Origin of the sequence: Pseudomonas sp. FP2254, from assembly GCF_030687695.1 — a bacterium.
Taxonomy (GTDB): domain Bacteria; phylum Pseudomonadota; class Gammaproteobacteria; order Pseudomonadales; family Pseudomonadaceae; genus Aquipseudomonas; species Aquipseudomonas quebecensis.
In genome coordinates, this window is sequence record NZ_CP117444.1 from 372,702 (window position 1) to 395,887 (window position 23,186).

Consider the following 23,186-nt stretch of genomic DNA (forward strand, 5'->3'; position numbering starts at 1 on the left):
CAAGTCGGGGCGTTTGGTCTAAGGCCTGTCAGTGTGTTTTCACACAGTCTGCGAAGGAGGCCTTTTTCATCACGCTGCGTCAAGCAGCGCTACCGGATCAGCAGCTGTAGTACAGCTCGTATTCCAGTGGGTGTACGAAGGTGCGAACTTTGATTTCTTCTTCGCTTTTCAGCTCGATGTAGGCATCGATGAAGTCGTCGCTGAATACGCCGCCTTTGGTCAGGAAAGCACGGCCCTTGTCCAGCTCTTCCAGGGCTTCTTTCAGGCTGCCGCACACTTGTGGGATCTCTTTGGCCTCTTCAGGCGGCAGGTCGTACAAGTTTTTGTCGGCGGCGTCGCCAGGGTGGATCTTGTTCTGGATGCCGTCCAGGCCGGCCATGACCAGGGCCGCGAAAGCCAGGTACGGGTTGGCTGCCGGGTCCGGGAAGCGCGCTTCGATACGGCGAGCGCGTGGGCTGGACACGTAAGGAATACGAATCGAGGCGGAACGGTTGCGAGCCGAGTAGGCCAGCATGACCGGTGCTTCGAAACCTGGGACCAGACGCTTGTAGGAGTTGGTCGACGGGTTGGTGAAGCCGTTCAGGGCCTTACCGTGCTTGATGATGCCGCCGATGAAGTACAGGGCGGTGTCGGACAGGCCGGCATAACCTTCGCCGGCGAAGGTGTTCTTGCCTTCTTTGGCGATGGACAGGTGAACGTGCATACCCGAACCGTTATCGCCGTACAGCGGCTTAGGCATGAAGGTCGCGGTACGGCCGTAGGCATCAGCCACGTTGTGTACGCAGTACTTCAGGGTCTGGACTTCGTCAGCCTTGGCGACCAGGGTGTTGAACTTCACACCGATTTCGTTCTGGCCGGCAGTCGCCACTTCGTGGTGGTGAACTTCGATGACCAGGCCCATTTCTTCCATGGCGTTGCACATGGAGGTACGGATTTCGTGATCGTGGTCGAACGGCGGGACCGGGAAGTAGCCACCTTTGACGCCTGGACGGTGGCCTTTGTTGCCACCTTCCACGTCCTGGTCGGACATCCACGAACCCTGTTCGGAGAAGATCTTGAACATCGAGCCGGAGATGTCGGATTTGAATTTGACCGAATCAAAGATGAAGAACTCTGGCTCCGGGCCTACGAATACGGTGTCGCCGATACCGGTGGACTTCAGGTATTCCTCGGCGCGCTTGGCGATCGCACGTGGGTCGCGGTCGTAGCCTTGCATGGTCGAAGGTTCGATCACGTCGCAGACGATGATCAGGGTTGGGTCTTCGGTGAACGGGTCGAGCACGGCAGTGCTGTCGTCCGGCATCAGGATCATGTCGGAGGCTTCGATGCCTTTCCAGCCGGCGATGGAGGAACCGTCGAACATTTTGCCTTCTTCGAAGAACGCATCATCCAGCGCATCGCGAGCCGGCATGGTCACGTGGTGCTGAGTGCCTTTGGTGTCCGTGAAGCGCAGATCAATCCATTTGACGTCATGATCTTTGATGAGTTGAACCGACTTCGACATAGTGTCCTCCGGGTGGCTTCGGGCTGGGGTAGTGGAGTTAGCCCTTAGAATGTGGGTGATGCCGGCGCGGATAGTCCGCCATGGCAACCTGCCTCACAAGAGAGCAAATTGCATGCCAGTGCGCCAACATGGGTTTTCTGTTCCAAAAACGCCCCTATAAAGGTGCATTGCGACAAAACCGCAAAAACAGCGCACTGCAATGTCGCATCATCTGCATCAAATGCACTTCTTTGGTGCGTGACAGCTGAGGTGCATATTAACTGGTTAAACCTTGAGCGATTTCCGCTATAATCCGCGCCCCCCTTTTTCGGCAGGCCCTGCGCGCGCTGTTTCCATGAAATTAATCGTTAAAGTCTTCCCCGAGATCACCATCAAGAGCCGACCGGTACGGACGCGTTTCATCCGTCAGTTGGCCAAGAACATCCGTGCCGTGCTCCGCGATCTGGACCCGGCTGTGGTGGTGAATGGCGTGTGGGACAACCTCGAGCTGGAAACCCGTGTCACCGACCCCAAAGCCTTGAAGGACATGACCGAGCGCCTGAGCTGCATGCCGGGTATCGCGCATTTCCTGCAGGTGGACGAATACCCGCTGGGCGACTTCGACGACATCACCGAGAAGTGCAAGCGGCACTACGGCGGCGCGCTGGAAGGCAAGATTTTTTCGGTGCGCTGCAAGCGTGCCGGCAAGCATTCGTTCAGCTCGATGGATGTCGAAAAATACGTCGGCAGCAAGCTGCGTCGCGAGTGCGGCGCCGCCGGAATTTCCCTGAAAGCGCCGCAAATTGAAGTGCGCATGGAAATTCGCGACCAACGGTTGTTCGTGATCCATAGCCAGCACAACAGTATCGGCGGCTACCCGCTGGGCGCTTTGGAACAGACCCTGGTGCTGATGTCCGGCGGTTTCGATTCCACGGTGGCGGCCTACCAGATCATGCGCCGCGGCCTGATGAGCCATTTCTGCTTCTTCAATCTGGGCGGGCGTGCACACGAATTGGGCGTGATGGAAGTCGCGCACTACATCTGGAAGAAGTACGGCAGCTCCCAGCGTGTGCTATTTGTGAGCGTACCGTTCGAGGAAGTGCTTGGGGAAATTCTCGGCAAAGTCGATAACAGTCATATGGGCGTAGTATTGAAGCGTATGATGTTGCGCGCTGCGTCCCGAATCGCCGATCAATTGCAGATCGACGCGCTGGTGACCGGCGAAGCGATTTCCCAGGTCTCCAGCCAGACGCTGCCCAACCTGTCGATCATCGACTGCGTCACCGAGAAACTGGTGCTGCGCCCGCTGATCGCCAGCCACAAGCAGGACATCATCGACCTGGCAGAGCAGATCGGCACCGCCGCCTTTGCCAAACATATGCCGGAGTACTGCGGGGTCATTTCGGTGAATCCCAAGACCCACGCCAAGCGTCACCGCGTGGAGCATGAAGAGAAAGAATTCGACATGGCGATTCTGGAGCGTGCGCTCGAGAACGCCAAGCTGGTCCCGATCGATCGCGTGATCGACGAGCTGGGCCAGGATGTGCAGATCGAAGAAGTCAGCGAAGCCCTTGCCGGCCAGATCGTCATCGACATCCGTCATCCGGATGCCGCTGAAGATGAGCCGCTGGAAATTCCTGGCATCGACGTACAAACGCTGCCGTTCTATGCATTGAACGCGCGTTTCAAGGAACTGGATAACAGCCGTCAGTACCTGCTGTATTGCGACAAAGGCGTCATGAGTCGCCTGCATGCTCACCATTTGCTCAGTGAGGGGTATGCCAATGTGCGCGTTTATCGACCGAGCTAAGAGCCCGGGGCTGTTTGCCTGTGGCCTGCGTCACCGGCCCCCCGACTCTGCCGTCAAGCTGTAACGGCAAGGCCTGACTCTACTGTTAATCGCTGCCACGACCTGACAGCACACCGAATCCTCTGATCGAGATACACAAGTGATCGAAAATCTACGTAACATCGCCATCATTGCTCACGTTGACCATGGTAAGACCACCCTGGTAGACAAACTCCTGCGTCAATCCGGCACCCTGGAGCGCAACGAGCTCAACGACGAGCGCGTGATGGACTCCAACGACCAGGAAAAAGAGCGCGGTATTACCATCCTGGCGAAAAACACCGCCATCAACTGGAACGGCTACCACATCAACATCGTGGACACCCCGGGCCACGCCGACTTCGGCGGCGAAGTAGAACGCGTAATGTCGATGGTCGACTCCGTGCTGCTGCTGGTTGACGCTCAAGACGGCCCTATGCCGCAAACCCGTTTCGTGACCAAGAAGGCTTTCGAAGCCGGCCTGCGTCCGATCGTGTGCATCAACAAGGTTGACCGTCCAGGCGCGCGTCCGGACTGGGTTCTGGACCAGATCTTCGACCTGTTCGACAACCTGGGCGCCACCGAAGAACAGCTGGACTTCAAAGTCGTCTACGCCTCGGCCCTGAACGGCATCGCCGGTCTGGACCACAACGACATGGCCGAAGACATGACCCCGCTGTACCAGTCGATCGTCGACAACGTACCTGCGCCGAAAGTCGACCGTGACGGTCCGTTCCAGATGCAAATCTCGGCACTGGACTACAACAGCTTCCTGGGTGTTATCGGCGTTGGCCGTATTGCCCGCGGCAGCGTCAAGCCGAACACCCCGGTTGTGGCTATCGGCGCCGATGGCAAGAAACGCAACGGCCGTATCCTGAAGCTGATGGGTCACCACGGTCTGCACCGTATCGACGTTGAAGAAGCTTTCGCCGGCGACATCGTATGCGTGAGCGGTATGGACTCGCTGTTCATCTCCGACACCCTGTGCCAGCCGGACAACGTCGAGGCGATGAAGCCTCTGACCGTTGACGAGCCAACCGTTTCCATGACCTTCCAGGTAAACGACTCGCCGTTCTGCGGTAAAGAAGGCAAGTTCGTGACCTCCCGTAACATCAAGGAGCGTCTGGACAAAGAGCTGCTGTACAACGTTGCACTGCGCGTTGAAGAAGGCGACTCGGCCGACAAGTTCAAGGTATCCGGCCGCGGTGAGCTGCACCTCTCGGTACTGATCGAAACCATGCGTCGCGAAGGCTTCGAAATGGGTGTTGGTCGTCCGGAAGTGATCATCCGTCAGGTTGACGGCGTGAAGCAGGAACCGTTCGAAAACGTCACCATCGACACCCCTGAAGAATCCCAGGGCAAGGTCATGGAAGAGATGGGCCTGCGTAAGGGCGACCTGACCAACATGGTGCCGGATGGCAAGGGCCGTGTACGTCTGGAATACAACATCCCTGCTCGCGGTCTGATCGGTTTCCGTAACCAGTTCCTGACCCTGACCAACGGTGCTGGCATCCTGACCTCGATCTTCGATCGCTACGACACCATGAAGTCCGGCGACATGTCCGGCCGTCAGAACGGTGTTCTGGTTTCGGTTGAAACCGGCAAGGCGCTGACCTACTCCCTGGAAACCCTGCAGGCGCGTGGCAAGCTGTTCGTTGAACACGGTCAAGAGATCTACAACGGTCAGATCGTTGGTCTGAACAGCCGTGACAACGACATGGGCGTCAACCCAACCAAGGGTAAGAAGCTCGACAACATGCGTGCTTCGGGTAAAGACGAAACCATCGCCCTGGTTCCACCTGTTCGCTTCACCCTGGAACAGGCCCTGGAATTCATCCAGGACGACGAGCTGTGCGAAGTCACGCCGAAGTCGATCCGCCTGCGTAAGAAGATCCTGGACGAAGGCGAGCGTACCCGCGCTGCCAAGAAAGCCAAGAACTGAGTTAACTCAGGCTGAATGAAAAACGCCCCCGGTCGAAAGGCCGGGGGCGTTTTTTTATGCCTGAACGTTCCCGCGCTCTGCGTGGGAACGATCAGATCAGAACTTATCGAGGGTCTTGAAGTTAGTCTCGCGCACCACTTCTTTAGGCTTATACGCGCAATACCCCGGCCGCGGCCCGATCTTCGGGTGGTTACGGCAGGTGTCCGGGCGCTTGTCGTAGATGGTGCAGAAGCGCGTCTTGCGGTCCAGGTACAGGCAATCGTTGTTGCTCATGCGCTGCAGGGTAAAAATCTCGGATTTGTTGTTGTAGCGCTCGACGATGCCTTCCTTCTGCAAGCGCTTGGCGATGTTCTTCGGCGGGTCGCCGCGTTCGAACTCATCAACGATGCCAATGCGGATCAAGTCCTTGATCTTCACCTCTACCGGCAGCGTGCAGCAGCTGGACACGCAGCCACCGCACATATGGCTGGAATATTTCTGCCAGGTTTCGAGACGGTCGAGTTCCGCGGCGGCGATCAGTTGAGGCTTCATCAGGGTTCCAGGATGGGGCGGTAGCAGGGCGCGCGATCATACCGGGATTGATGATTTTTTGAACAATATTTTCAGCTTTTTCCTTTGCGGCAGGGATTGGGCACGCCCCCTGCATCTAATCCCGTCAACAGTAAATGAGTTAAAAAATTGACGAACCAGAGCCTGCAACCGCGTGTCAGAGCGTCTAGGCTCTAGCAACTCCTTCTATCTCGCCCGAGGTCGCATTTGATGTCTCAGGAACCACTTGCACGAGAAGCAGAGGTAGCCGCGTTCCGCGATGCCGTCTTGACCAAACTCACCTACGCGGTGGGCAAGGACCCCGATCATGCCTTCGACCACGACTGGTTCGAGGCCATTGCGCTTGCCGCCCGCGACCAGATGGTCGAACACTGGATGGACCATACCCGGCGCATCTACCGTAAGGGCCAGAAGCGGGTGTATTACCTCTCGCTGGAATTCCTGATCGGTCGCCTGCTCTACGACAGCCTGAGCAACCTCGGCGTGCTGGAGATAGCCCGCGATGCGCTGGCCGAACTGGGCGTCGACCTGGAACGCATCCGCCTGCTCGAACCCGATGCGGCGTTAGGCAACGGTGGCCTCGGACGCCTGGCTGCATGCTTTATGGAAAGCATGTCGACCTTGGGGATTGCCGGTCACGGTTATGGCATTCGTTATGAGCACGGCCTGTTCCGCCAGGCGATTGTCGATGGCTGGCAGCAGGAGCAGACCGAACGCTGGCTGGACTTCGGCAACCCGTGGGAGTTTGAGCGGGCCGAAGTGATTTACCCGGTCGGTTTTGGCGGTGCGGTGGAAACCCTGCCGGACGCTTCCGGCAAAATGATTCAGGTATGGACGCCGGCCGAGACCGTACGCGCAGTAGCCTACGACACGCCTGTGGTGGGCTGGCGCGGTGCCAGCGTCAACACCCTGCGTCTGTGGCGTGCCCGGGCGGTCGAAGACTTGCACCTGGAGCGCTTCAACGCCGGTGACCATTTGGGCGCCGTCGCCGAGGTGGCCCGCGCCGAAAGCATCTCCCGTGTGCTTTACCCGGCCGACAGCACCGAAGCCGGTCAGGAACTGCGCCTGCGCCAGGAATATTTCTTCGTCGCAGCCTCTTTGCAAGACCTGCTGCGCCGCCACAAGAACATGCACGGCTCGGTGCTGAGCCTCGGCGAGCATGCCGCGATCCAGCTCAACGACACCCACCCCTCCATCGCCGTGGCCGAATTGATGCGCCAGTTGGTCGACCTGCACGATATTCCGTGGGAAGCCGCGTGGGACGTGACCGTCGAAACCCTGTCGTACACCAACCACACCCTGCTGCCCGAAGCACTGGAAACCTGGCCGGTCGGCCTGATGGAGCGCATGTTGCCGCGGCACATGCAGATCATCTACCTGATCAACGCCCAGCACATCGACTCGCTGCGCGCCAAGGGCATCCACGATTTCGACGTATTGCGCGCCGTGTCGCTGATCGAAGAAGACAACGGCCGCCGCGTGCGCATGGGCAACCTGGCGTTCCTGGGTTCCCACAGCGTCAACGGCGTATCCGGCCTGCACACCCAACTGATGCGCAGCACGGTGTTCTCCGAGCTGCACAAGCTGTACCCGGAACGTATCAACAACAAAACCAACGGCATCACCTTCCGCCGCTGGCTGTACCAGGCCAACCCCAAGCTTACCCAGATGCTGGTGGACGCGTTGGGCCCGGATATTCTCGACAACATGGAGACGCGCCTGGGCGAGCTGGAAACCTTCGCCGAGAAGCAGACCTTCCGTAAAGCTTTCGCCGAGCAGCGTCTGCACAGCAAACGCGCCCTGGCCGAGATCATCCACGAGCGCCTGGGCATTTCGGTGAACCCGGCGGCGATGTTCGACGTGCAGGTCAAGCGCATCCACGAATACAAGCGCCAGTTGCTCAACCTGCTGCACACCGTGGCGTTGTACCAGGCGATCCGTGCCGAGCCGGGCACCGACTGGGTGCCGCGCGTGAAGATCTTCGCCGGCAAGGCCGCGGCGAGTTATCACCAGGCCAAGCTGATCATCAAGTTGACCAACGATATCGCCCGCACCGTCAACAACGACCCGACCGTGCGCGGACTGCTCAAAGTGGTGTTCCTGCCTAACTACAACGTCAGCCTGGCGGAAAGCATCATCCCGGCGGCGGACTTGTCGGAGCAGATCTCCACGGCGGGCTTCGAAGCTTCGGGCACCAGCAACATGAAATTCGGCCTCAACGGTGCGCTGACCATCGGCACCATGGACGGCGCCAACGTGGAGATGCACGAGCGCGTGGGCGCCGATCACATGTTTATCTTCGGCCTCAGCGCCCAGCAGGTGGAAGCGCGCAAACACGCCGGTGAATTCCACGCCGGGCCGGACATTGCCGTGTCCCATCGTCTCAACGATGTGCTGCAGGCGATCCGTGGCGGGGTGTTCTCGCCGGACGATCCGGGCCGCTACGTCGGTTTGATCGACGGTCTGATCGATTACGACCGTTTCCTGGTGTGTGCCGACTTCGATTCCTACTGGGATGCCCAGGCGCGGGTCGAAGCGCATTGGCATGACTCCAAGGCGTGGTGGCGTTCGGCGGTGCTCAACACCGCGCGGATGGGTTGGTTCTCTTCGGACCGGACCATTCGCGAATACGCCACCGAGATCTGGAAAGCGCTCGACTAAACCTGGCAAATCGAAAGTACGGGAGGGGGCTTGCCTCCGATGGCAGGGTGTCAGTTTGCAGATATGTGGACTGGTACACCGCTATCGGGAGCAAGTCCCCTCCCACATTGGTTGCGCGTCGATATACTGAGCGCCGGTTCGCTTAGGGAATATCGTCGATGCAATGGATTTTCATGCTGGTTGGCCTCGTGCTCGGCTGGACGCTCGATGAGTCGTTCTATGATGCAGGCATGGCTGCGCTGCTGGGGCTGGGCATTGGCCAGGCCATTCGCCTGTCGATGCTGTCGTCCAAGGCGGACCAACAGGCGCGCCAGCTGGAGATCGCGCAAAAAGCCCTGAGCGCCGTCGAGCAGCGTCTGGCGCAATTGGAGAAACCCGCACGACAACCCGATCCCACGCCTGCGCCGGCTGCACGCGCGGTGTTTGTCGAGGCGCCTGTCGCCGAATCCGCCAAAACCCCACCCACACCGCAAACCAAGGCGCCCGAACTCGTCTGGGAATTGCCGCCTGACCTCGCACCCGTGGCCGTCGCCAAACAAGCCAGCCAACCATTGCCCGACGATGTGTGGGCATCGGCTCCAGTACCTGCACCCGCACCTGCACCGCGTGCTAAAGAACCTGCCGTACCCCGTGGCCCCAATCTGATTGAGCGTGCCCTCGGCGGCGCGCGTAACTGGCTGTTTGGCGGCAATACCGTGCTGCGCGTCGGTGTGGTGCTGTTATTTCTCGGCCTGGCGTTCCTGCTGCGCTATGCCACCGAAGGCATGGTGGTGCCGATCGAGGTGCGTTACGCCGGTGTGGCGGCGGCGGCCGTCGGCCTGCTGGGCCTGGGCTGGTGGTTGCGACTGCGCAACAGTCACTATGGGTTGATGCTGCAAGGCACCGGGATCGCGGTGTTGTACCTCACGGTGTTCGCCGCGATGCGTCTGCACCCGCTGATCGATCCGAGCGCGGCGCTTGGGCTTTTGGTGGCGGTGACGGTGTTTTCGGCCATCCTGGCGATTACCCAGGACGCGCTGGGGCTGGCCTGCGCGGCGGCGCTTGGCGGGTTTGCCGCGCCGATCCTGACGTCTACCGGTTCAGGTAATCATGTGGCGTTGTTCAGTTACTTCGCCTTGCTCAATACCGGCATCCTCGCCATCGCCTGGTTCAAGGCCTGGCGCTTGCTCAACCTGATCGGTTTCGTCGGCACCTTCGGTATCGGCTTTGCCTGGGGCCTGCGTTCCTACACCCCGGAACTGCTGTGGAGCACCGAGCCGTTCCTGGTGTTGTTCTTCCTGATGTACCTGGCCATCGGCCTGTTGTTTGCGCGCCGCAAATTGTTGGAGATGCGCGACGCGCCGGAAGACGACAGCCGTGGCGCACTGTTGCGCTGGTCGGCGGCCAAGGGCGATTACGTCGACGGCAGCATGCTGTTCGGCCCGCCGCTGGTGGGCTTTGGCCTGCAGTTCGCGCTGGTGCAGCACCTGGAATTCGCGGCGGCGTTCAGCGCGTTGGGCCTGGGCATCATCTATATGGGCCTGGCTCGAATACTCAGCGGCGGGCGCGCGTTGCTGCTGGCGGAAACCTGCCTGGCTCTGGGCGTCATATTCGCCAGCCTGGCTATTCCACTGGGGCTGGACGCACGCTGGACCGCTGCCGCCTGGGCGGTGGAAGGTGCCGGCATCTTCTGGCTCGGCTTGCGTCAGCAGCGGCCATTGGCCCGGGCATTCGGCCTGTTGCTGCAACTGGGTTCTGCGTTGGCGTTCCTCAGCGAACTGCATCGGGGCGAGCACACCCTACTCGAAGGCGCGCCATTGGGCGCGCTGCTGCTGGGCGCGGCGTTGCTGTTCAGCTTCGATCAATTACGCAAAGCTTCGACCGAGCAGGCCGCAGAGTGGGAGCGTAAAGGCCTGCCGGTACTGGCCAGCCTTGGCTTGAGCTGCCTGTACCTGCTGGCACCGTTGCTGCTGCTGACCCAAGGTACCGCGATCAGCTGGGCCGTCGCCGGCCTGGTGACACTGTTGATCGGCCTGCGCATCGGCTCCAGGACGTTCCTGTTTACCGCGTTCGCCGTGCAACTGTTGGGCGGAGCGCTGTTCCTGCTGCGCCTGAAGGGCGGTGAAGGCGAAGCGGTGTTCGACGCCGGCTGGAGTGGTTTGTTGACCGCGTCACTCATCGGCCTGGCCTTGATCGGCGGCATGTTGCTGGCGGCGCGTGACGACCGGGTGCGCGGCGATGTGCGGCTGTTGCGTGGGTTATCGGTGGTATTGCTCGCCGGCCTGGTGCTGATCAACCTCGCGGTGCTGTTCGTGCTGCCATGGGCCAGCGCCAGTGGCGTATGGGCACTCAGTGGTTTGTTGATTATCTGGCTGAGCCTGTACCTGCAACAGCGCGTGAGCTTTGTGTTTGGGTTGTTGCTGCAACTGATCGGCGGCGGTTCGTTCCTGCTGTCGGTGTCGGCGCTGCTCGGGCCGTTGTCCGGCGAGGCTCTGCGGCCCCTGGCGCACAGCGGCTTCTGGACACCGATGGTGCTGGGCCTGGCCGCGCTGGTCGGCGCCTGGCGCCTGCAACGTCAGCCTCATGCGCCGCTGTTTGCCGCGCTGAAGCTGCAGCGTCTGTCCGACCTGCTGCTGGTGTGGGGCGCGGCCTGGTGGACCCTGGCGGTGAGCGGCGAAGTGCTGCGGTTTATTCCCGACGAGCTGCAAGGCTCCGTCTTGCTGGGGACTGCGGCGCTCAGCGTGGCGATCTGGAGTGCCTGCGCGACGCGCTTGCGCTGGGCCTCCCTGGGCATGCTTTGCACCCTGCTGATGCCGGCGGCGGGCATGGTGTTGCTGGTGTCCGCCCATACCTATTACCACCCGGCGGCGCACTACGGCTGGCTGGCCTGGTTGGCAGTGTTTGCCGTGCATTTCGTCTCGCTGCGGCGGTTGGCGGCGGTGGTGCCTGGCAAAGTGCTGAGTATTGCCCACGTGTTGGGCTGCTGGATGCTGATCGGTGTGCTGGCCCTGGAACTGCGTTACGGCCTGTTGAGCCTGTCCAGCGAATACAACGCCTGGCGTTGGCTGGGTTGGGCGATTCTGCCGAGTCTGTACCTGGTGCTGGCCGCCGCGCCGCGCCAATGGCCGTGGCCGGTGGCGGTGTATCCGCGTGAGTACCGTGTGCTCGCCGCGCTGCCCCTGGCGGTGTTGATGCTCGGCTGGTTCTGGCTGGCCAACACCTTCAGCGACGGCACGGCCAAGCCGCTGCCGTATGTGCCGCTGCTCAACCCGCTGGACCTGGGCCTGCTGTTCGCCTTGCTGGGTGTGTACCTGTTGTCGCGCAGTGTGGCGCCGCAACGTGGACCACGGGCGCAGCTGATCGCACAAGGTGTGGCGGGTGTTTCGCTGTTTGCGTTCTTCACCGCGCTGGTGATGCGCACCGCGCACCACTGGGGCGGCGTGCCATTCCAGCTGGATGCGCTGCTGGCGTCGATGCTGGTGCAGGCCAGCCTGTCGATCGTGTGGACGCTGATCGCCCTCGGCCTGATGATCGGCGGCCATTTGCGTCATCGTCGCGATGTATGGCTGATCGGTGCGGCGCTGATCGCAGTGGTGGTCGCCAAGCTGTTCTTTGTCGAGCTGAGCAACCGTGGTGGCCTGGCGCGGATCGTATCGTTCATCGGCGTGGGCGGGTTGTTGCTGGTGGTGGGCTATTTCGCACCGCTGCCGCCCAAGCGTGCCGAACCCGTATTGGAAACTGAAGGAGCAACCTCTTGATCGGTAAGTTGAGCGTGGCCGTGGCGGGCATGTGTGTAGCGCTGTCTGTGGGGGCCCAGGAAGGTCCGGCTGATTTCACCACGCAGGTGCCGCTGAGCGTCAGCGGCAACGGCCCCTGGTATCGCCTGGAACTGCCCCTGGCCGTACAACTGAATGCGCGCCAGGCCGATCTGAGCGACCTGCGGGTGTTCAATGCCGCCGGCGAGCCGCAGGCGTATGCGTTGTCGCGCCAGGCATCGTCAAGCTCGGAAAGCCGTGTGCTGACCGACGTGAAGTGGTTCCCGCTGTACGCCGCCGACACCCGCGAAACGTTACCCGGCGTGGTGATGAAAACCACCACCGAAGGCACTCTGGTAGAGATCAAGCCGTCCACTGCCGCCAAGCCCGGCGGGCAGGTGCTGCGCGGTTGGGTGCTGGATGCCAGTGCGATCAAGGCGCCGTTGCAGCAGTTGAGCCTCGACTGGAGCCTTGAACAGGAAGGCTTCCAGCGTTTCACTATCGAAGCCAGCGATGACCTGCAGCACTGGGAGTCCTGGGGCGATGGGCAAGTGGCGCGATTGTCGTTCGCCGACCAACGGGTTGAACAGCATGATGTCAGCCTGCCCGGTCAGTCCGCGCGTTACCTGCGCCTGCTGTGGCAGGGCCAGGCAGCGCCAGTGCTGACATCGGCCAAGCTGGTAAGCGCTACTCGCAGCAGCCTGCCGCAGCCGCTGGTGTGGTCGCCGCCGCTGGCGGGCGAGCGATTGGGGGCCGGTGAATACAGCTGGCAACTGCCCGCGGGCCTGAGTGCCGAGCGCATGCGCATCGAATTATCGCAGCCCAACACCCTGGCGCCGGTCAATGTGTCCGGGCGGCGCGACAGCCAGCAGAGTTGGCAGCCGTTGAGCTCGGGCCTGCTTTATCGCCTGACTCAGAACGGCCACGACGTGGTGCAGGATGAGTTGCCGTTGCCGGGCCAGGTGCTCAACCAGATCCGCTTGCAGGTGGACGAGCGCGGCGGTGGTCTGGGTGCCCAGGCGCCGGCGTTGCGTTATGCGGTGCGCGCCACGCAGGTGGTGTTCCTGGCGCGGGGCGAACCGCCGTTCACGCTGGCGCTGGGCAATACCACGGTGAAGGCCGCAAGCCTGCCGCTGTCCACGCTGATCCCTGACTACAGTGCCGAGCGTCTGAGCGCCCTGGGGCAGGCCAGGGTAGCGGGCGAGGCAGTGGTCAAACCGGCTGTCGTTGTCGTAGCCCCCGAGGTGGGTCGCGACTGGAAGAAGCTGGGTCTATGGGCCGTGCTGCTGCTGGGCGTGGCCGTGCTGGGAGCCATGGCCTACAGTTTGTTGCGCAAACCGCAGGGCCGGCCGTGAACTCTATTGGGGTTAAATCCTCTGATGAGAGGAAATCAGCCCCGACTCGCGCTAAACTGCGCGGGTTTTCAAGCCCCCCCATTCATCGGAGCCTTCCATGTCCCGCGTTACCTTGAGTCGCTATTTGATCGAGCAGACCCGCAGCAACAACACGCCTGCCGATCTGCGCTTCCTTATCGAAGTGGTGGCGCGTGCCTGCAAGGAAATCAGCCACGCCGTGTCCAAAGGTGCACTGGGCGGTGTCCTGGGCAGCATGGGCACTGAAAACGTGCAGGGCGAAGTGCAGAAGAAGCTCGACGTGCTGTCCAACGAGATCCTGCTTGAAGCCAACGAATGGGGCGGTCACCTGGCCGGCATGGCGTCCGAAGAAATGGACAATGCCTACCAGATCCCGGGCAAATACCCTAAAGGCGCCTACCTGCTGGTATTCGACCCACTGGACGGTTCTTCCAACATCGACATCAACGCACCGGTGGGCACCATCTTCTCGGTACTGCGTTGCCCGAACGAATACCTGAGCCAGAACGAAGCCCTGAACGAAAAGGCCTTCCTGCAGCCAGGCACCGAGCAGGTCGCCGCCGGTTACGCGATCTATGGTCCACAGACCATGCTGGTACTGACCCTGGGCGACGGCGTCAAGGGCTTCACCCTGGACCGCGAGATGGGCAGCTTCGTGTTGACCCACGAAGACATCTCGATTCCTGCTTCCACCCAGGAATTTGCTATCAACATGTCCAACCAGCGTCACTGGGAAGCGCCGGTACAGCGCTACGTCAATGAGTTGATGGAAGGCGAAGAAGGCCCGTTGAAGAAGAACTTCAACATGCGCTGGGTGGCGGCAATGGTGGCCGACGTGCACCGTATCCTCACCCGTGGCGGCCTGTTCATGTACCCACGCGACAGCCGCGAGCCGTCCAAGCCGGGCAAGCTGCGCCTGATGTACGAAGCCAACCCGATGTCGTTCCTGGTCGAGCAGGCGGGCGGTGCGTCCACCGACGGCCACCAGCGCATTCTCGACATCCAGCCTGAAGGCCTGCACCAGCGCGTGGCGGTGTTCCTGGGTTCGAAGGAAGAGGTTGAGCGCGTCACGGCCTATCACAAGCAGTAAGCTGCCGCGACCGGTAATCGGTGTGGTTGTGAGCCGGTTCACCGTTAAGGAAGCCCCGAAACGTTTCAGCGTTTTCGGGGCTTTTTTGTTTTCGCCCGTCGGGAACCAGACACCTCTTTTCCCTTCTAAGCTTCTGGCAGATACCCAAGCTGCTTCGCCCCTCCAGGAGTTTTCCCATGTCGTTACGTCGTCTCGCCCTGCTGACTTTTTGTGTTGTGTTGGCCGCTTGCAGCAAGGTCAACCAAGAGAACTACGCAAAGTTGTCGGCCGGGATGCCCAAGGCCGAGGTGGAGTCGCTGCTGGGTAAGCCGACGGACTGTTCCGGCGCACTGGGCATGTCCAGCTGCACCTGGGGTGATAAAAACAGCTTTATCAGCGTTCAATATGCCGGTGACAAGGTTCTGATGTTTTCCGGGCAAGGCCTGAAGTAAACCGGGGCGAGAGCCTACGGGAGAAGAAGAATGATGCGTTTTGTTTTGTTTCTTTGTGCCAGCCTGTTTTTGGCGGGCTGCGCCAGTCATTCTGGCGATGATCTGCAACCCAAGACCGCGAGCAACGTCAACCTGCATCGCTACCAGGGCACCTGGTATGAGCTGGCTCGCTTGCCGATGTACTTCCAGCGCAACTGCGCGCAATCCGAAGCCCGCTACACACTGATGCCCGACGGCGATATGTCGGTGTTCAACCGCTGCCTGACGAACCAGTGGAAGTGGGAAGAAGCCAGGGGCACGGCCACACCGCAGGTGCCGGGCAAGACCGACAAGCTCTGGGTCGAATTCAATAACTGGTTCACTGCACTGTTGCCGGGCGTCGCCAAGGGCGATTACTGGGTGTTGTATGTCAGCGATGACTACAAGACCGCCATCGTCGGCAGCCCGAGCCGTCGCTATATGTGGATTCTGTCGCGCACGCCGACGGTGAATGCCGACACCCGCGAAGACCTGCTCAGCAGGGCGCGTCAGCAGGGGTATGACACCACCCGGTTGATCTGGCGTACGCCGGACAAGCAGATGGCCAAGAGTTCGCAGTAACCCTGGATCACCACAAGGCTACATGTGGGAGGTGGTAAGCCCCTCCCACATTAGTGATGGGTCGTCTGTCAGCCCAACAAATCCTTCAGCACTTGTGTGAATGCCCGGCGACTGTCTTCCTCTCCAGCATGCTGCCCATCGCGCACGACCCACTGGCCGTTGACCAGCACATCGCGCACCTGCCGATCACCGCCGGCAAATAACCAGCGATTGAGAATGCCGTCCTGCGTGGCGGTGGCCAGGTACGGGTCGTTACCGTCCAGCACGATCCAGTCCGCGCGTTTGCCCACTTCCAATCGGCCTATCGGCTGCCCCAGCGCCTGGGCGCCGCCGTCCAGTGCGGCATCGAATAAAGTGCGCCCGACCATCGGTTGATCGCTGCGATACAAGCGATTGCGGCGCTGATCGCGCAAGCGTTGGCCGTATTCCAGCCAGCGCAGTTCTTCGACCACGCTCAGGGACACATGGCTGTCGGAGCCGATGCCCAGGCGCCCCCCTTGAGCAAGAAAATCCACCGCCGGGAAAATCCCATCGCCCAAATTGGCTTCAGTGGTCAGGCACAGACCGGCAATCGCCCGGCTTCTGGCCATGCGCGCGACCTCTGCCGCGTCGGCATGCGTGGCGTGCACCAGGCACCAGCGCTCGTCGACTTCGACGTTGTCATACAGCCATTGCAGCGGACGCTTGCCGCTCCAGGCCAGGCAGTCGTCGACTTCTTTTTGTTGCTCGGCGATATGGATATGCACCGGGCACGCCTTGTCGCTGGCTGCCAGGACGTCATTGATCTGTTGGGGCGTCACAGCGCGCAAGGAGTGGAAGCACACGCCCAGATGCTGTGCCGGTTGTGCTGCCAGGATCGGTTGCAGGCGTGCTCGCAGATCCAGGTAGCTTTCCGTGCTGTTGATAAAGCGCCGCTGGCCGTCATTTGGCGCCTGGCCACCAAACCCGGAGTGGCTGTAGAGCACCGGCAGCAGGGTCAGGCCGATGCCGCTGGCACTCGCCGCCTGGCTGATCTGTCGCGACAGTTCCGCAGGGTCGGCATAAGGCTGACCATTGATGTCGTGGTGCACGTAGTGAAATTCGGCCACCGAGGTGTAGCCCGCCTTGAGCATCTCGATATACAGCTGACGCGCGATCACCTGCAGTTGGTCCGGGTTGATCTTGCCCACCATGCGGTACATCAGGTCGCGCCAGGTCCAGAAACTGTCATTCGGGTTGCCGGCCACTTCGGCCAGGCCCGCCATGGCGCGTTGGAATGCGTGGGAGTGCAGGTTCGGCATGCCCGCCAGCACCGGGCCTCTGAGCCGTTCGGCGCCATCTGCGCTCGCGTGGGGTTCAACGTGGGCCAGCAGGCCATCGGCGCTGACTTCAAAGCGTACATCGTTGGCCCATCCACTAGGCAGCAGCGCGCGTTCGGCGAAGAAAGCGGACATGATTAGAGCACCCCGGTCGTGTGTTTATTTGTATATACATATACAGACGTTTGCCTGCTCGGTAAACTCCGGCAATCTATGCATCTTTTCCTACTGCAAGGATCCCCCGTGCCGACTCCGCCCGCCAACTCTTCGCTGGCTGCCCACATGGACGAAAGTCCGGCGCCCTTGTACGCCCGCGTCAAACACATGATCAGCCAGCAGATTCTCAACGGTAACTGGCCGCCTCATTACCGCGTACCGTCGGAGAGCGAGCTGGTCAGCCAATTGGGCTTCAGTCGCATGACCATCAACCGCGCCCTGCGCGAGCTCACCGCTGAAGGTTTGCTGGTGCGCATGCAGGGCGTCGGCACCTTCGTCGCCGAGCCGAAAAGCCAGTCGGCGCTGTTCGAAGTGCACAATATCGCCGATGAAATCGCCTCCCGTGGCCACCGGCATACCTGCCAGGTCATCACCCTGGGCGAGGAAGCGGCGGGCTCCGAACGCGCCGTCGCCCTGGAGATGCGCGAAGGCGGGCGGGTATTCCACTCGTTGATCGTGCATTACGAAAACGATATTCCCGTGCAAATCGAAGACCGTTTCGTCAACGCCCTGGTCGCGCCGGAATACCTGCAGCAGGACTTCACCCTGCAAACCCCCTACGCGTATCTCAATCAAGTGGCGCCGCTGACCGAAGGCGAGCACGTGGTGGAAGCGATCCTTGCGGACGCCGCCGAATGCCAGTTGTTGCAGATAGAACCCGGCGAGCCGTGCCTGTTGATCCGTCGCCGCACCTGGTCCGGCCGTCAGCCGGTGACCGCCGCGCGTTTGATCCACCCCGGTTCCCGTCACAGTCTGGAAGGACGTTTCAGTAAATGAGTGCAGTAAAAGTCTGGCGCGCCACTGAATACGTGCGCATGCCGTGGAAGAACGGCGGCGGCAGCACCGAAGAAATCACCCGCGATGCCGGCGAGGGCCTGGAAGGCTTCGGCTGGCGCCTGTCGATTGCCGACATCGCCGAATCGGGCGGGTTTTCCACCTTTGCCGGCTACCAGCGCGTGATCACTGTGATCAAAGGCGCAGGCATGGTGTTGACGGTGGATGGCGAGGAGCAGCGCGGGTTGTTACCGCTGCAACCGTTTGCCTTCAAAGGCGACAGCCAAGTGTCATGTCGCTTGATTACCGGGCCGATCCGCGATTTCAACTTGATCTATTCCCCTCAGCGTTACCACGCGCGGTTGCAATGGGTGGATGGTGTGCAGCGGTTCTTCAGCACTGCGCAAACCGTGCTGGTGTTCAGTGTTGCGGATGAAGTGAAGGTGATGGACCACATATTGGGTCAGCATGATTGCCTGCAGGTAGACGGTAACAACGGCTTGCTGGATATCGCTATCGCCGGTCGCAGTTGCATCATCGAACTCACTGCGCGCGGTTAAAAAAGTGGGAGGGGGCTTGCCCCCTCCCACATTTGTTTCTCACTGTTCTTACGATGTGTTTCCAGGTCTCGCACCAATTTGTTACCGAACGCCCCAGCGTGGCGCAAAACCGCGCTGTCGTGACAAACCTTCCTCGCTATAAAACCCCTTCGTAAGAAATTTCATCATCCCTCGAAGCCTCAATTTCCAAGGCTCGTGCGGTCTTTGCAAAAAAAATCAAACCCCCTGCACAGAAAGTTGGCCGCTTGATTGCATATGCTTGTATGTACAAGTAAAGATGTGTGTGTAAGACCCTGCTTCGCACCATCCCTGTTCGCGCATCGATCGCCGAGGAGTCTGAGTTGTGACCAAGCCTACAAAATACCGTGACGTTGAAATCCGCGCCGCCCGCGGTAACAAGCTCACTGCCAAGAGCTGGCTGACCGAAGCGCCTCTGCGCATGCTGATGAACAACCTCGACCCGCAAGTGGCCGAGAACCCGAAAGAACTGGTGGTCTACGGCGGTATCGGCCGTGCCGCGCGCAACTGGGAGTGCTACGACCAGATCGTCGAGAGCCTCACCCAACTGAACGACGACGAGACCCTGCTGGTGCAATCGGGCAAACCGGTCGGTGTGTTTAAAACCCATAGCAACGCTCCGCGCGTATTGATCGCCAACTCCAACCTGGTGCCGCACTGGGCCAGTTGGGAGCACTTCAATGAGCTGGATGCCAAGGGCCTGGCCATGTACGGCCAGATGACTGCCGGCAGTTGGATCTACATCGGTAGCCAGGGCATCGTCCAGGGCACCTACGAAACCTTCGTCGAGGCTGGCCGCCAGCATTACGACAGCAATCTCAAAGGCCGCTGGGTGCTTACCGCCGGCCTCGGCGGTATGGGCGGCGCGCAGCCGCTGGCCGCGACCCTGGCCGGTGCGTGCTCGTTGAACATCGAATGCCAACAGGTCAGCATCGATTTCCGCCTGAATAGCCGCTACGTCGACGAGCAGGCCAGCGACCTCGACGACGCCCTGGCCCGCATCGCCAAATACACCCAGGAAGGCAAGGCCATCTCCATCGCGCTGCTGGGTAACGCGGCGGAAATCCTGCCGGAACTGGTCAAGCGCGGCGTGCGCCCGGACATGGTCACCGACCAGACCAGCGCTCACGACCCCCTTAACGGCTACCTGCCGGCCGGCTGGACCTGGGACGAATACCGCGCCCGCGCCAAGACCGAACCGGCCGCCGTGATCAAGGCCGCCAAGCAGTCGATGGCCGTGCACGTCAAGGCCATGCTGGAGTTCCAGAAACAAGGCATCCCGACCTTCGACTACGGCAACAACATCCGCCAGATGGCCCAGGAGGAAGGCGTCGAAAACGCATTCGACTTCCCAGGTTTCGTACCGGCCTACATCCGTCCGCTGTTCTGCCGTGGCATCGGCCCGTTCCGCTGGGCGGCGCTGTCGGGCGACCCACAGGACATCTACAAGACGGACGCTAAAGTCAAAGAGCTGATCCCCGACGATGCACACCTGCACAACTGGCTGGACATGGCGCGCGAGCGCATCAGCTTTCAGGGCCTGCCGGCGCGTATCTGCTGGGTCGGCCTGGGCCAGCGCGCCAAGCTCGGCCTGGCGTTCAATGAAATGGTGCGCAGCGGCGAGTTGTCGGCACCGGTGGTGATCGGCCGCGACCATCTGGACTCCGGCTCGGTGGCCAGCCCGAACCGCGAAACCGAATCCATGCAGGATGGCTCCGACGCCGTGTCCGATTGGCCACTGCTCAACGCCCTGCTCAACACCGCCAGCGGCGCTACCTGGGTTTCGCTGCATCACGGCGGTGGCGTGGGTATGGGCTTCTCCCAGCACTCGGGCATGGTCATCGTGTGCGACGGCACCGACGAAGCGGCCGAGCGAATTGCCCGCGTGCTGCACAACGACCCGGCCACCGGGGTGATGCGTCACGCAGACGCCGGTTACCAGATCGCCATCGATTGCGCCAAAGAGCAGGGCCTCAATCTCCCGATGATCAAGTAACCCCATGTGGGAGGGGCCAGGTCCTCTCCCACCGTTGACCGGCGGCGAACCCAAGACAATCCATCAGAGGTTGAAAGTAAATGGCTGACACACGTGCAACCACCCCATTGATCGAAAGGCGTTCGATCGATTACATCCCGGAAGCGGAAAGACACGGTCGTCTCTTGAGTCAGTTCACCCTGTGGATGGGCGCCAACCTGCAGATCACCGCCATCGTTACCGGAGCCTTGGCCGTGGTGCTCGGCGGCGATGTGTTCTGGTCGTTGATCGGTCTGTTGATCGGCCAACTGCTGGGCGGCGGCGTGATGGCATTGCACGCGGCGCAAGGCCCCAAGCTGGGGCTGCCGCAGATGATCTCCAGCCGGGTGCAGTTCGGGGTCTACGGCGCGGCCATTCCGATTGTGCTGGTGTGCCTGATGTACCTGGGCTTCACCGCCACCGGCACGGTGTTGTCCGGCCAGGCGCTGGGCCAGTTGTTCGGCGTCACCGACAGCGTCGGAATTCTGATTTTCGCCAGTGTCATCGTGTTGGTCACGGTGCTCGGTTATCGGGTGATCCACTTCATCGGCCGCGTGGCCAGCGTTATCGGCGTGATTGCCTTTGTCTACCTGTTCAGCCGCCTGATCAGCCAGGCCGACGTCGGCGCGCTCCTGCAGATCCGTCATTTCAGCTGGAGCAGCTTCCTGCTGGCGGTGTCGCTCGCGGCATCCTGGCAGATCGCTTTCGGGCCTTACGTGGCGGACTATTCACGCTACCTGCCGAGCGGGACGTCCTCGGTGAAAACCTTTCTCGCCGCAGGCGCAGGTTCGGTGGTTGGCGCGCAAGTGGCGATGGTCCTCGGCGTGTTTGCCGCGGCCATGTCCAACGGGCAATTTGCCGGTCACGAAGTGGCCTACATTGTGGGGCTGGGCGGCACGGGTGCCACCGCGGCGCTGCTGTATTTCAGCATCGCGTTCGGCAAGGTCACCATCTCCACGCTGAACTCCTACGGCAGCTTCATGTGCATTGCGACCATCATCAGCGGCTTTCGCGGTCGCCTGGAGGTCACGCGCATGCAGCGTCTGGTGTTCGTGCTGGGCATTGTCGGTACGGCGACCCTGATCGCCTTGCTCGGGCAGCACTCGTTCCTCGGCGCGTTCAAGTCCTTCATCCTGTTCCTGCTGGCGTTTTTTACCCCCTGGAGTGCGATCAATCTGGTCGACTACTACTGCATCACGCGCGATCGCTATGACGTGCCGGCGCTGACCGATCCGAATGGTCGCTATGGACGTTGGAACCTGCTCGGTATCAGCGTTTATGTCGTCGGTGTACTGGCGCAGTTGCCGTTCATCTCCACCAAGTTCTACACCGGCCCCCTGGTGGCCGCCCTGGGCGATGTGGATATTTCCTGGATCATCGGCCTGCTGCTTCCCGCCGCGCTTTACTACTGGGCTGCGAAAAAGTGGCCTGCCGCACACCCCGAACACCTGATCCTGCCGCCAGAGCAGGGCGCTGCACCGATGACAAACGGGCTGGTTGCACAAGCCTGAGGGGACGTGGACAGGGCAGGATGCCTACTGACTGCCGTAATCCATTTCATGATTGGGAGCGTCACAACAATGAAAATGCATAAGACCCTGTTGGCCACCGTATTCTCTGCGGGCTTGCTGGCTACTGCCGGCGCCCAGGCGGCCGGTTGGTGCGAGTCCGGCAAACCGGTGAAATTCGCCGGCCTGAACTGGGAAAGCGGCATGTTGCTCACCGACATCCTGCAAACCGTGCTGGAAAAAGGCTACGACTGCAAAACCGACAGCCTGCCGGGCAATTCCATCACCATGGAAAACGCCCTGAGCAGCAACGACATCCAAGTGTTCGCCGAAGAGTGGGTCGGCCGCAGCGAAGTCTGGAACAAGGCCGAGAAGGCCGGCAAAGTGGTCGGCGTCGGCGCTCCAGTGGTAGGGGCGATCGAAGGTTGGTACGTGCCACGCTACGTGATCGAAGGCGACGCCAAGCGCAAGCTGGAAGCCAAAGCGCCGGGCCTGAAAAACATCGCTGACCTGGGCCAGTACGCCGCCGTGTTCAAGGACCCGGAAGAGCCGTCCAAAGGCCGTTTCTACAACTGCCCGGCGGGCTGGACCTGCGAGCTGGACAACAGCGAAATGCTTAAAAGCTACGGTCTGGAAAGTTCCTACACCAACTTCCGCCCAGGCACCGGCCCGGCGCTGGATGCCGCCGTATTGTCGAGCTACAAGCGCGGCGAGCCGATCCTGTTCTACTACTGGTCGCCGACGCCGCTGATGGGCCAGGTCGACCTGGTCAAGCTTGAAGAAAAACCCGGTGTGGATAAGAGTGTGAGCATCAAGGTCGGCCTGTCCAAGACCTTCCACGAGCAAGCGCCGGAACTGGTGGCCGTGCTGGAAAAGGTCAACCTGCCGATCGACCTGCTCAACCAGAACCTGGGTCGCATGGCCAAGGAGCGCATCGAGTCGCCGAAGCTGGCGAAAATCTTCCTCAAGGAACACCCTGAAGTCTGGCACGCCTGGGTGAGCGACGAGGCTGCCAAGAAAATCGACGCGGCCTTGTAGGTCGAGCGTGCCCGGCTACCCTGAGAGGCAGCCGGGCGCCTGGCCACACCCCACTGGATCGAGAGCACG

At 61.1% G+C, this 23,186-nt stretch carries 16 protein-coding genes; 13 read left to right on the plus strand and 3 right to left on the minus strand.

The genetic code is table 11. From position 1 onward, the window contains the following. Positions 1-97 precede the first annotated feature (97 nt). Positions 98-1,504 (minus strand): glutamate--ammonia ligase, encoded by a 1,407-nt coding sequence (gene glnA, locus PSH94_RS01630; RefSeq protein WP_017529544.1) that lies wholly within the window; start codon positions 1,502-1,504, stop codon positions 98-100. Positions 1,505-1,838: 334 nt separating this feature from the next. Here glnA and thiI point away from each other — a divergent pair, with 334 nt between their 5' ends. Together thiI and typA are read left to right on the plus strand one after the other, a co-directional pair. Further along, on the plus strand, positions 1,839-3,293 hold the full coding sequence (thiI, locus tag PSH94_RS01635) for a tRNA uracil 4-sulfurtransferase ThiI (protein ID WP_253510015.1): 1,455 nt from the start codon (positions 1,839-1,841) through the stop codon (positions 3,291-3,293). 139 nt (positions 3,294-3,432) lie between these two features. Further along, positions 3,433-5,253, plus strand: coding sequence for a translational GTPase TypA (typA, locus tag PSH94_RS01640; RefSeq protein WP_181080294.1), 1,821 nt, complete (start codon positions 3,433-3,435; stop codon positions 5,251-5,253). 96 nt (positions 5,254-5,349) lie between these two features. Here the strand turns inward: typA and PSH94_RS01645 are convergent, their stop codons facing one another. Then, complete coding sequence (locus tag PSH94_RS01645; protein WP_034095454.1) at positions 5,350-5,784, minus strand: YkgJ family cysteine cluster protein; 435 nt, start codon at positions 5,782-5,784, stop codon at positions 5,350-5,352. Between the two features lie 228 nt (positions 5,785-6,012). Between PSH94_RS01645 and PSH94_RS01650 the strand changes: the two genes are divergently transcribed. The 6 genes from PSH94_RS01650 (at position 6,013) to PSH94_RS01675 (ending at position 15,691) form a co-directional block, all read left to right on the plus strand. Then, entirely contained in the window at positions 6,013-8,463 is a 2,451-nt protein-coding gene (locus PSH94_RS01650; RefSeq protein WP_181080295.1) for a glycogen/starch/alpha-glucan phosphorylase, read from the plus strand. Positions 8,464-8,621: 158 nt separating this feature from the next. Continuing rightward, on the plus strand, positions 8,622-12,200 hold the full coding sequence (locus PSH94_RS01655) for a DUF2339 domain-containing protein (protein WP_305436239.1): 3,579 nt from the start codon (positions 8,622-8,624) through the stop codon (positions 12,198-12,200). Continuing rightward, entirely contained in the window at positions 12,200-13,552 is a 1,353-nt protein-coding gene (locus PSH94_RS01660) for a DUF3999 domain-containing protein (protein WP_305437710.1), read from the plus strand. The genes PSH94_RS01655 and PSH94_RS01660 overlap by 1 nt, the downstream gene beginning before the upstream one ends. A 97-nt stretch (positions 13,553-13,649) precedes the next feature. Continuing rightward, positions 13,650-14,660, plus strand: a complete 1,011-nt coding sequence (locus PSH94_RS01665; RefSeq protein WP_060754592.1) for a class 1 fructose-bisphosphatase — start codon at positions 13,650-13,652, stop codon at positions 14,658-14,660. 176 nt (positions 14,661-14,836) lie between these two features. After that, on the plus strand, positions 14,837-15,091 hold the full coding sequence (locus PSH94_RS01670; RefSeq protein WP_034095458.1) for a lipoprotein: 255 nt from the start codon (positions 14,837-14,839) through the stop codon (positions 15,089-15,091). Between the two features lie 30 nt (positions 15,092-15,121). Beyond that, the gene (locus PSH94_RS01675) at positions 15,122-15,691 is read left to right on the plus strand and encodes a lipocalin family protein (protein WP_181080298.1); all 570 of its coding nucleotides are present in this window, start codon (positions 15,122-15,124) and stop codon (positions 15,689-15,691) included. A 68-nt stretch (positions 15,692-15,759) separates the two neighbouring features. Here PSH94_RS01675 and PSH94_RS01680 read toward each other — a convergent pair whose 3' ends face one another. Next, the gene (locus PSH94_RS01680; protein ID WP_305436241.1) at positions 15,760-17,124 is read right to left on the minus strand and encodes a formimidoylglutamate deiminase; all 1,365 of its coding nucleotides are present in this window, start codon (positions 17,122-17,124) and stop codon (positions 15,760-15,762) included. A 147-nt stretch (positions 17,125-17,271) separates the two neighbouring features. Here PSH94_RS01680 and hutC point away from each other — a divergent pair, with 147 nt between their 5' ends. The 5 genes from hutC to PSH94_RS01705 all read left to right on the plus strand — a co-directional run bounded on the left by hutC (position 17,272) and on the right by PSH94_RS01705 (position 23,117). Further along, positions 17,272-17,982, plus strand: a complete 711-nt coding sequence (gene hutC, locus PSH94_RS01685; protein WP_370694752.1) for a histidine utilization repressor — start codon at positions 17,272-17,274, stop codon at positions 17,980-17,982. Further along, positions 17,979-18,539, plus strand: a complete 561-nt coding sequence (locus tag PSH94_RS01690; RefSeq protein WP_253510022.1) for a HutD family protein — start codon at positions 17,979-17,981, stop codon at positions 18,537-18,539. Before hutC ends, PSH94_RS01690 begins: the two co-directional genes overlap by 4 nt. A gap of 343 nt (positions 18,540-18,882) precedes the next feature. After that, the gene (gene hutU, locus PSH94_RS01695) at positions 18,883-20,553 is read left to right on the plus strand and encodes a urocanate hydratase (protein WP_253510024.1); all 1,671 of its coding nucleotides are present in this window, start codon (positions 18,883-18,885) and stop codon (positions 20,551-20,553) included. A gap of 80 nt (positions 20,554-20,633) precedes the next feature. Then, positions 20,634-22,082, plus strand: a complete 1,449-nt coding sequence (locus PSH94_RS01700) for a cytosine permease (protein ID WP_181080303.1) — start codon at positions 20,634-20,636, stop codon at positions 22,080-22,082. Positions 22,083-22,151: 69 nt separating this feature from the next. After that, positions 22,152-23,117 carry an ABC transporter substrate-binding protein gene (locus PSH94_RS01705; RefSeq protein ID WP_181080304.1) on the plus strand — a complete coding sequence of 322 codons (966 nt, stop codon included), beginning with the start codon at positions 22,152-22,154 and terminating at the stop codon, positions 23,115-23,117. Positions 23,118-23,186: the final 69 nt, after the last annotated feature.

Excerpts from the sequence above, each read along its gene's own strand:
- glnA (WP_017529544.1), bottom strand. The coding sequence starts at position 1,504 with ATGTCGAAGTCGGTTCAACTCATCAAAGATCATGACGTCAAATGGATT.
- thiI (WP_253510015.1), top strand. The coding sequence starts at position 1,839 with ATGAAATTAATCGTTAAAGTCTTCCCCGAGATCACCATCAAGAGCCGA.
- PSH94_RS01645 (WP_034095454.1), bottom strand. The coding sequence starts at position 5,784 with ATGAAGCCTCAACTGATCGCCGCCGCGGAACTCGACCGTCTCGAAACC.
- PSH94_RS01650 (WP_181080295.1), top strand. The coding sequence starts at position 6,013 with ATGTCTCAGGAACCACTTGCACGAGAAGCAGAGGTAGCCGCGTTCCGC.
- PSH94_RS01655 (WP_305436239.1), top strand. The coding sequence starts at position 8,622 with ATGCAATGGATTTTCATGCTGGTTGGCCTCGTGCTCGGCTGGACGCTC.
- PSH94_RS01665 (WP_060754592.1), top strand. The coding sequence starts at position 13,650 with ATGTCCCGCGTTACCTTGAGTCGCTATTTGATCGAGCAGACCCGCAGC.
- PSH94_RS01670 (WP_034095458.1), top strand. The coding sequence starts at position 14,837 with ATGTCGTTACGTCGTCTCGCCCTGCTGACTTTTTGTGTTGTGTTGGCC.
- PSH94_RS01675 (WP_181080298.1), top strand. The coding sequence starts at position 15,122 with ATGATGCGTTTTGTTTTGTTTCTTTGTGCCAGCCTGTTTTTGGCGGGC.
- PSH94_RS01680 (WP_305436241.1), bottom strand. The coding sequence starts at position 17,124 with ATGTCCGCTTTCTTCGCCGAACGCGCGCTGCTGCCTAGTGGATGGGCC.
- hutC (WP_370694752.1), top strand. The coding sequence starts at position 17,272 with ATGGACGAAAGTCCGGCGCCCTTGTACGCCCGCGTCAAACACATGATC.
- PSH94_RS01690 (WP_253510022.1), top strand. The coding sequence starts at position 17,979 with ATGAGTGCAGTAAAAGTCTGGCGCGCCACTGAATACGTGCGCATGCCG.
- PSH94_RS01700 (WP_181080303.1), top strand. The coding sequence starts at position 20,634 with ATGGCTGACACACGTGCAACCACCCCATTGATCGAAAGGCGTTCGATC.
- PSH94_RS01705 (WP_181080304.1), top strand. The coding sequence starts at position 22,152 with ATGAAAATGCATAAGACCCTGTTGGCCACCGTATTCTCTGCGGGCTTG.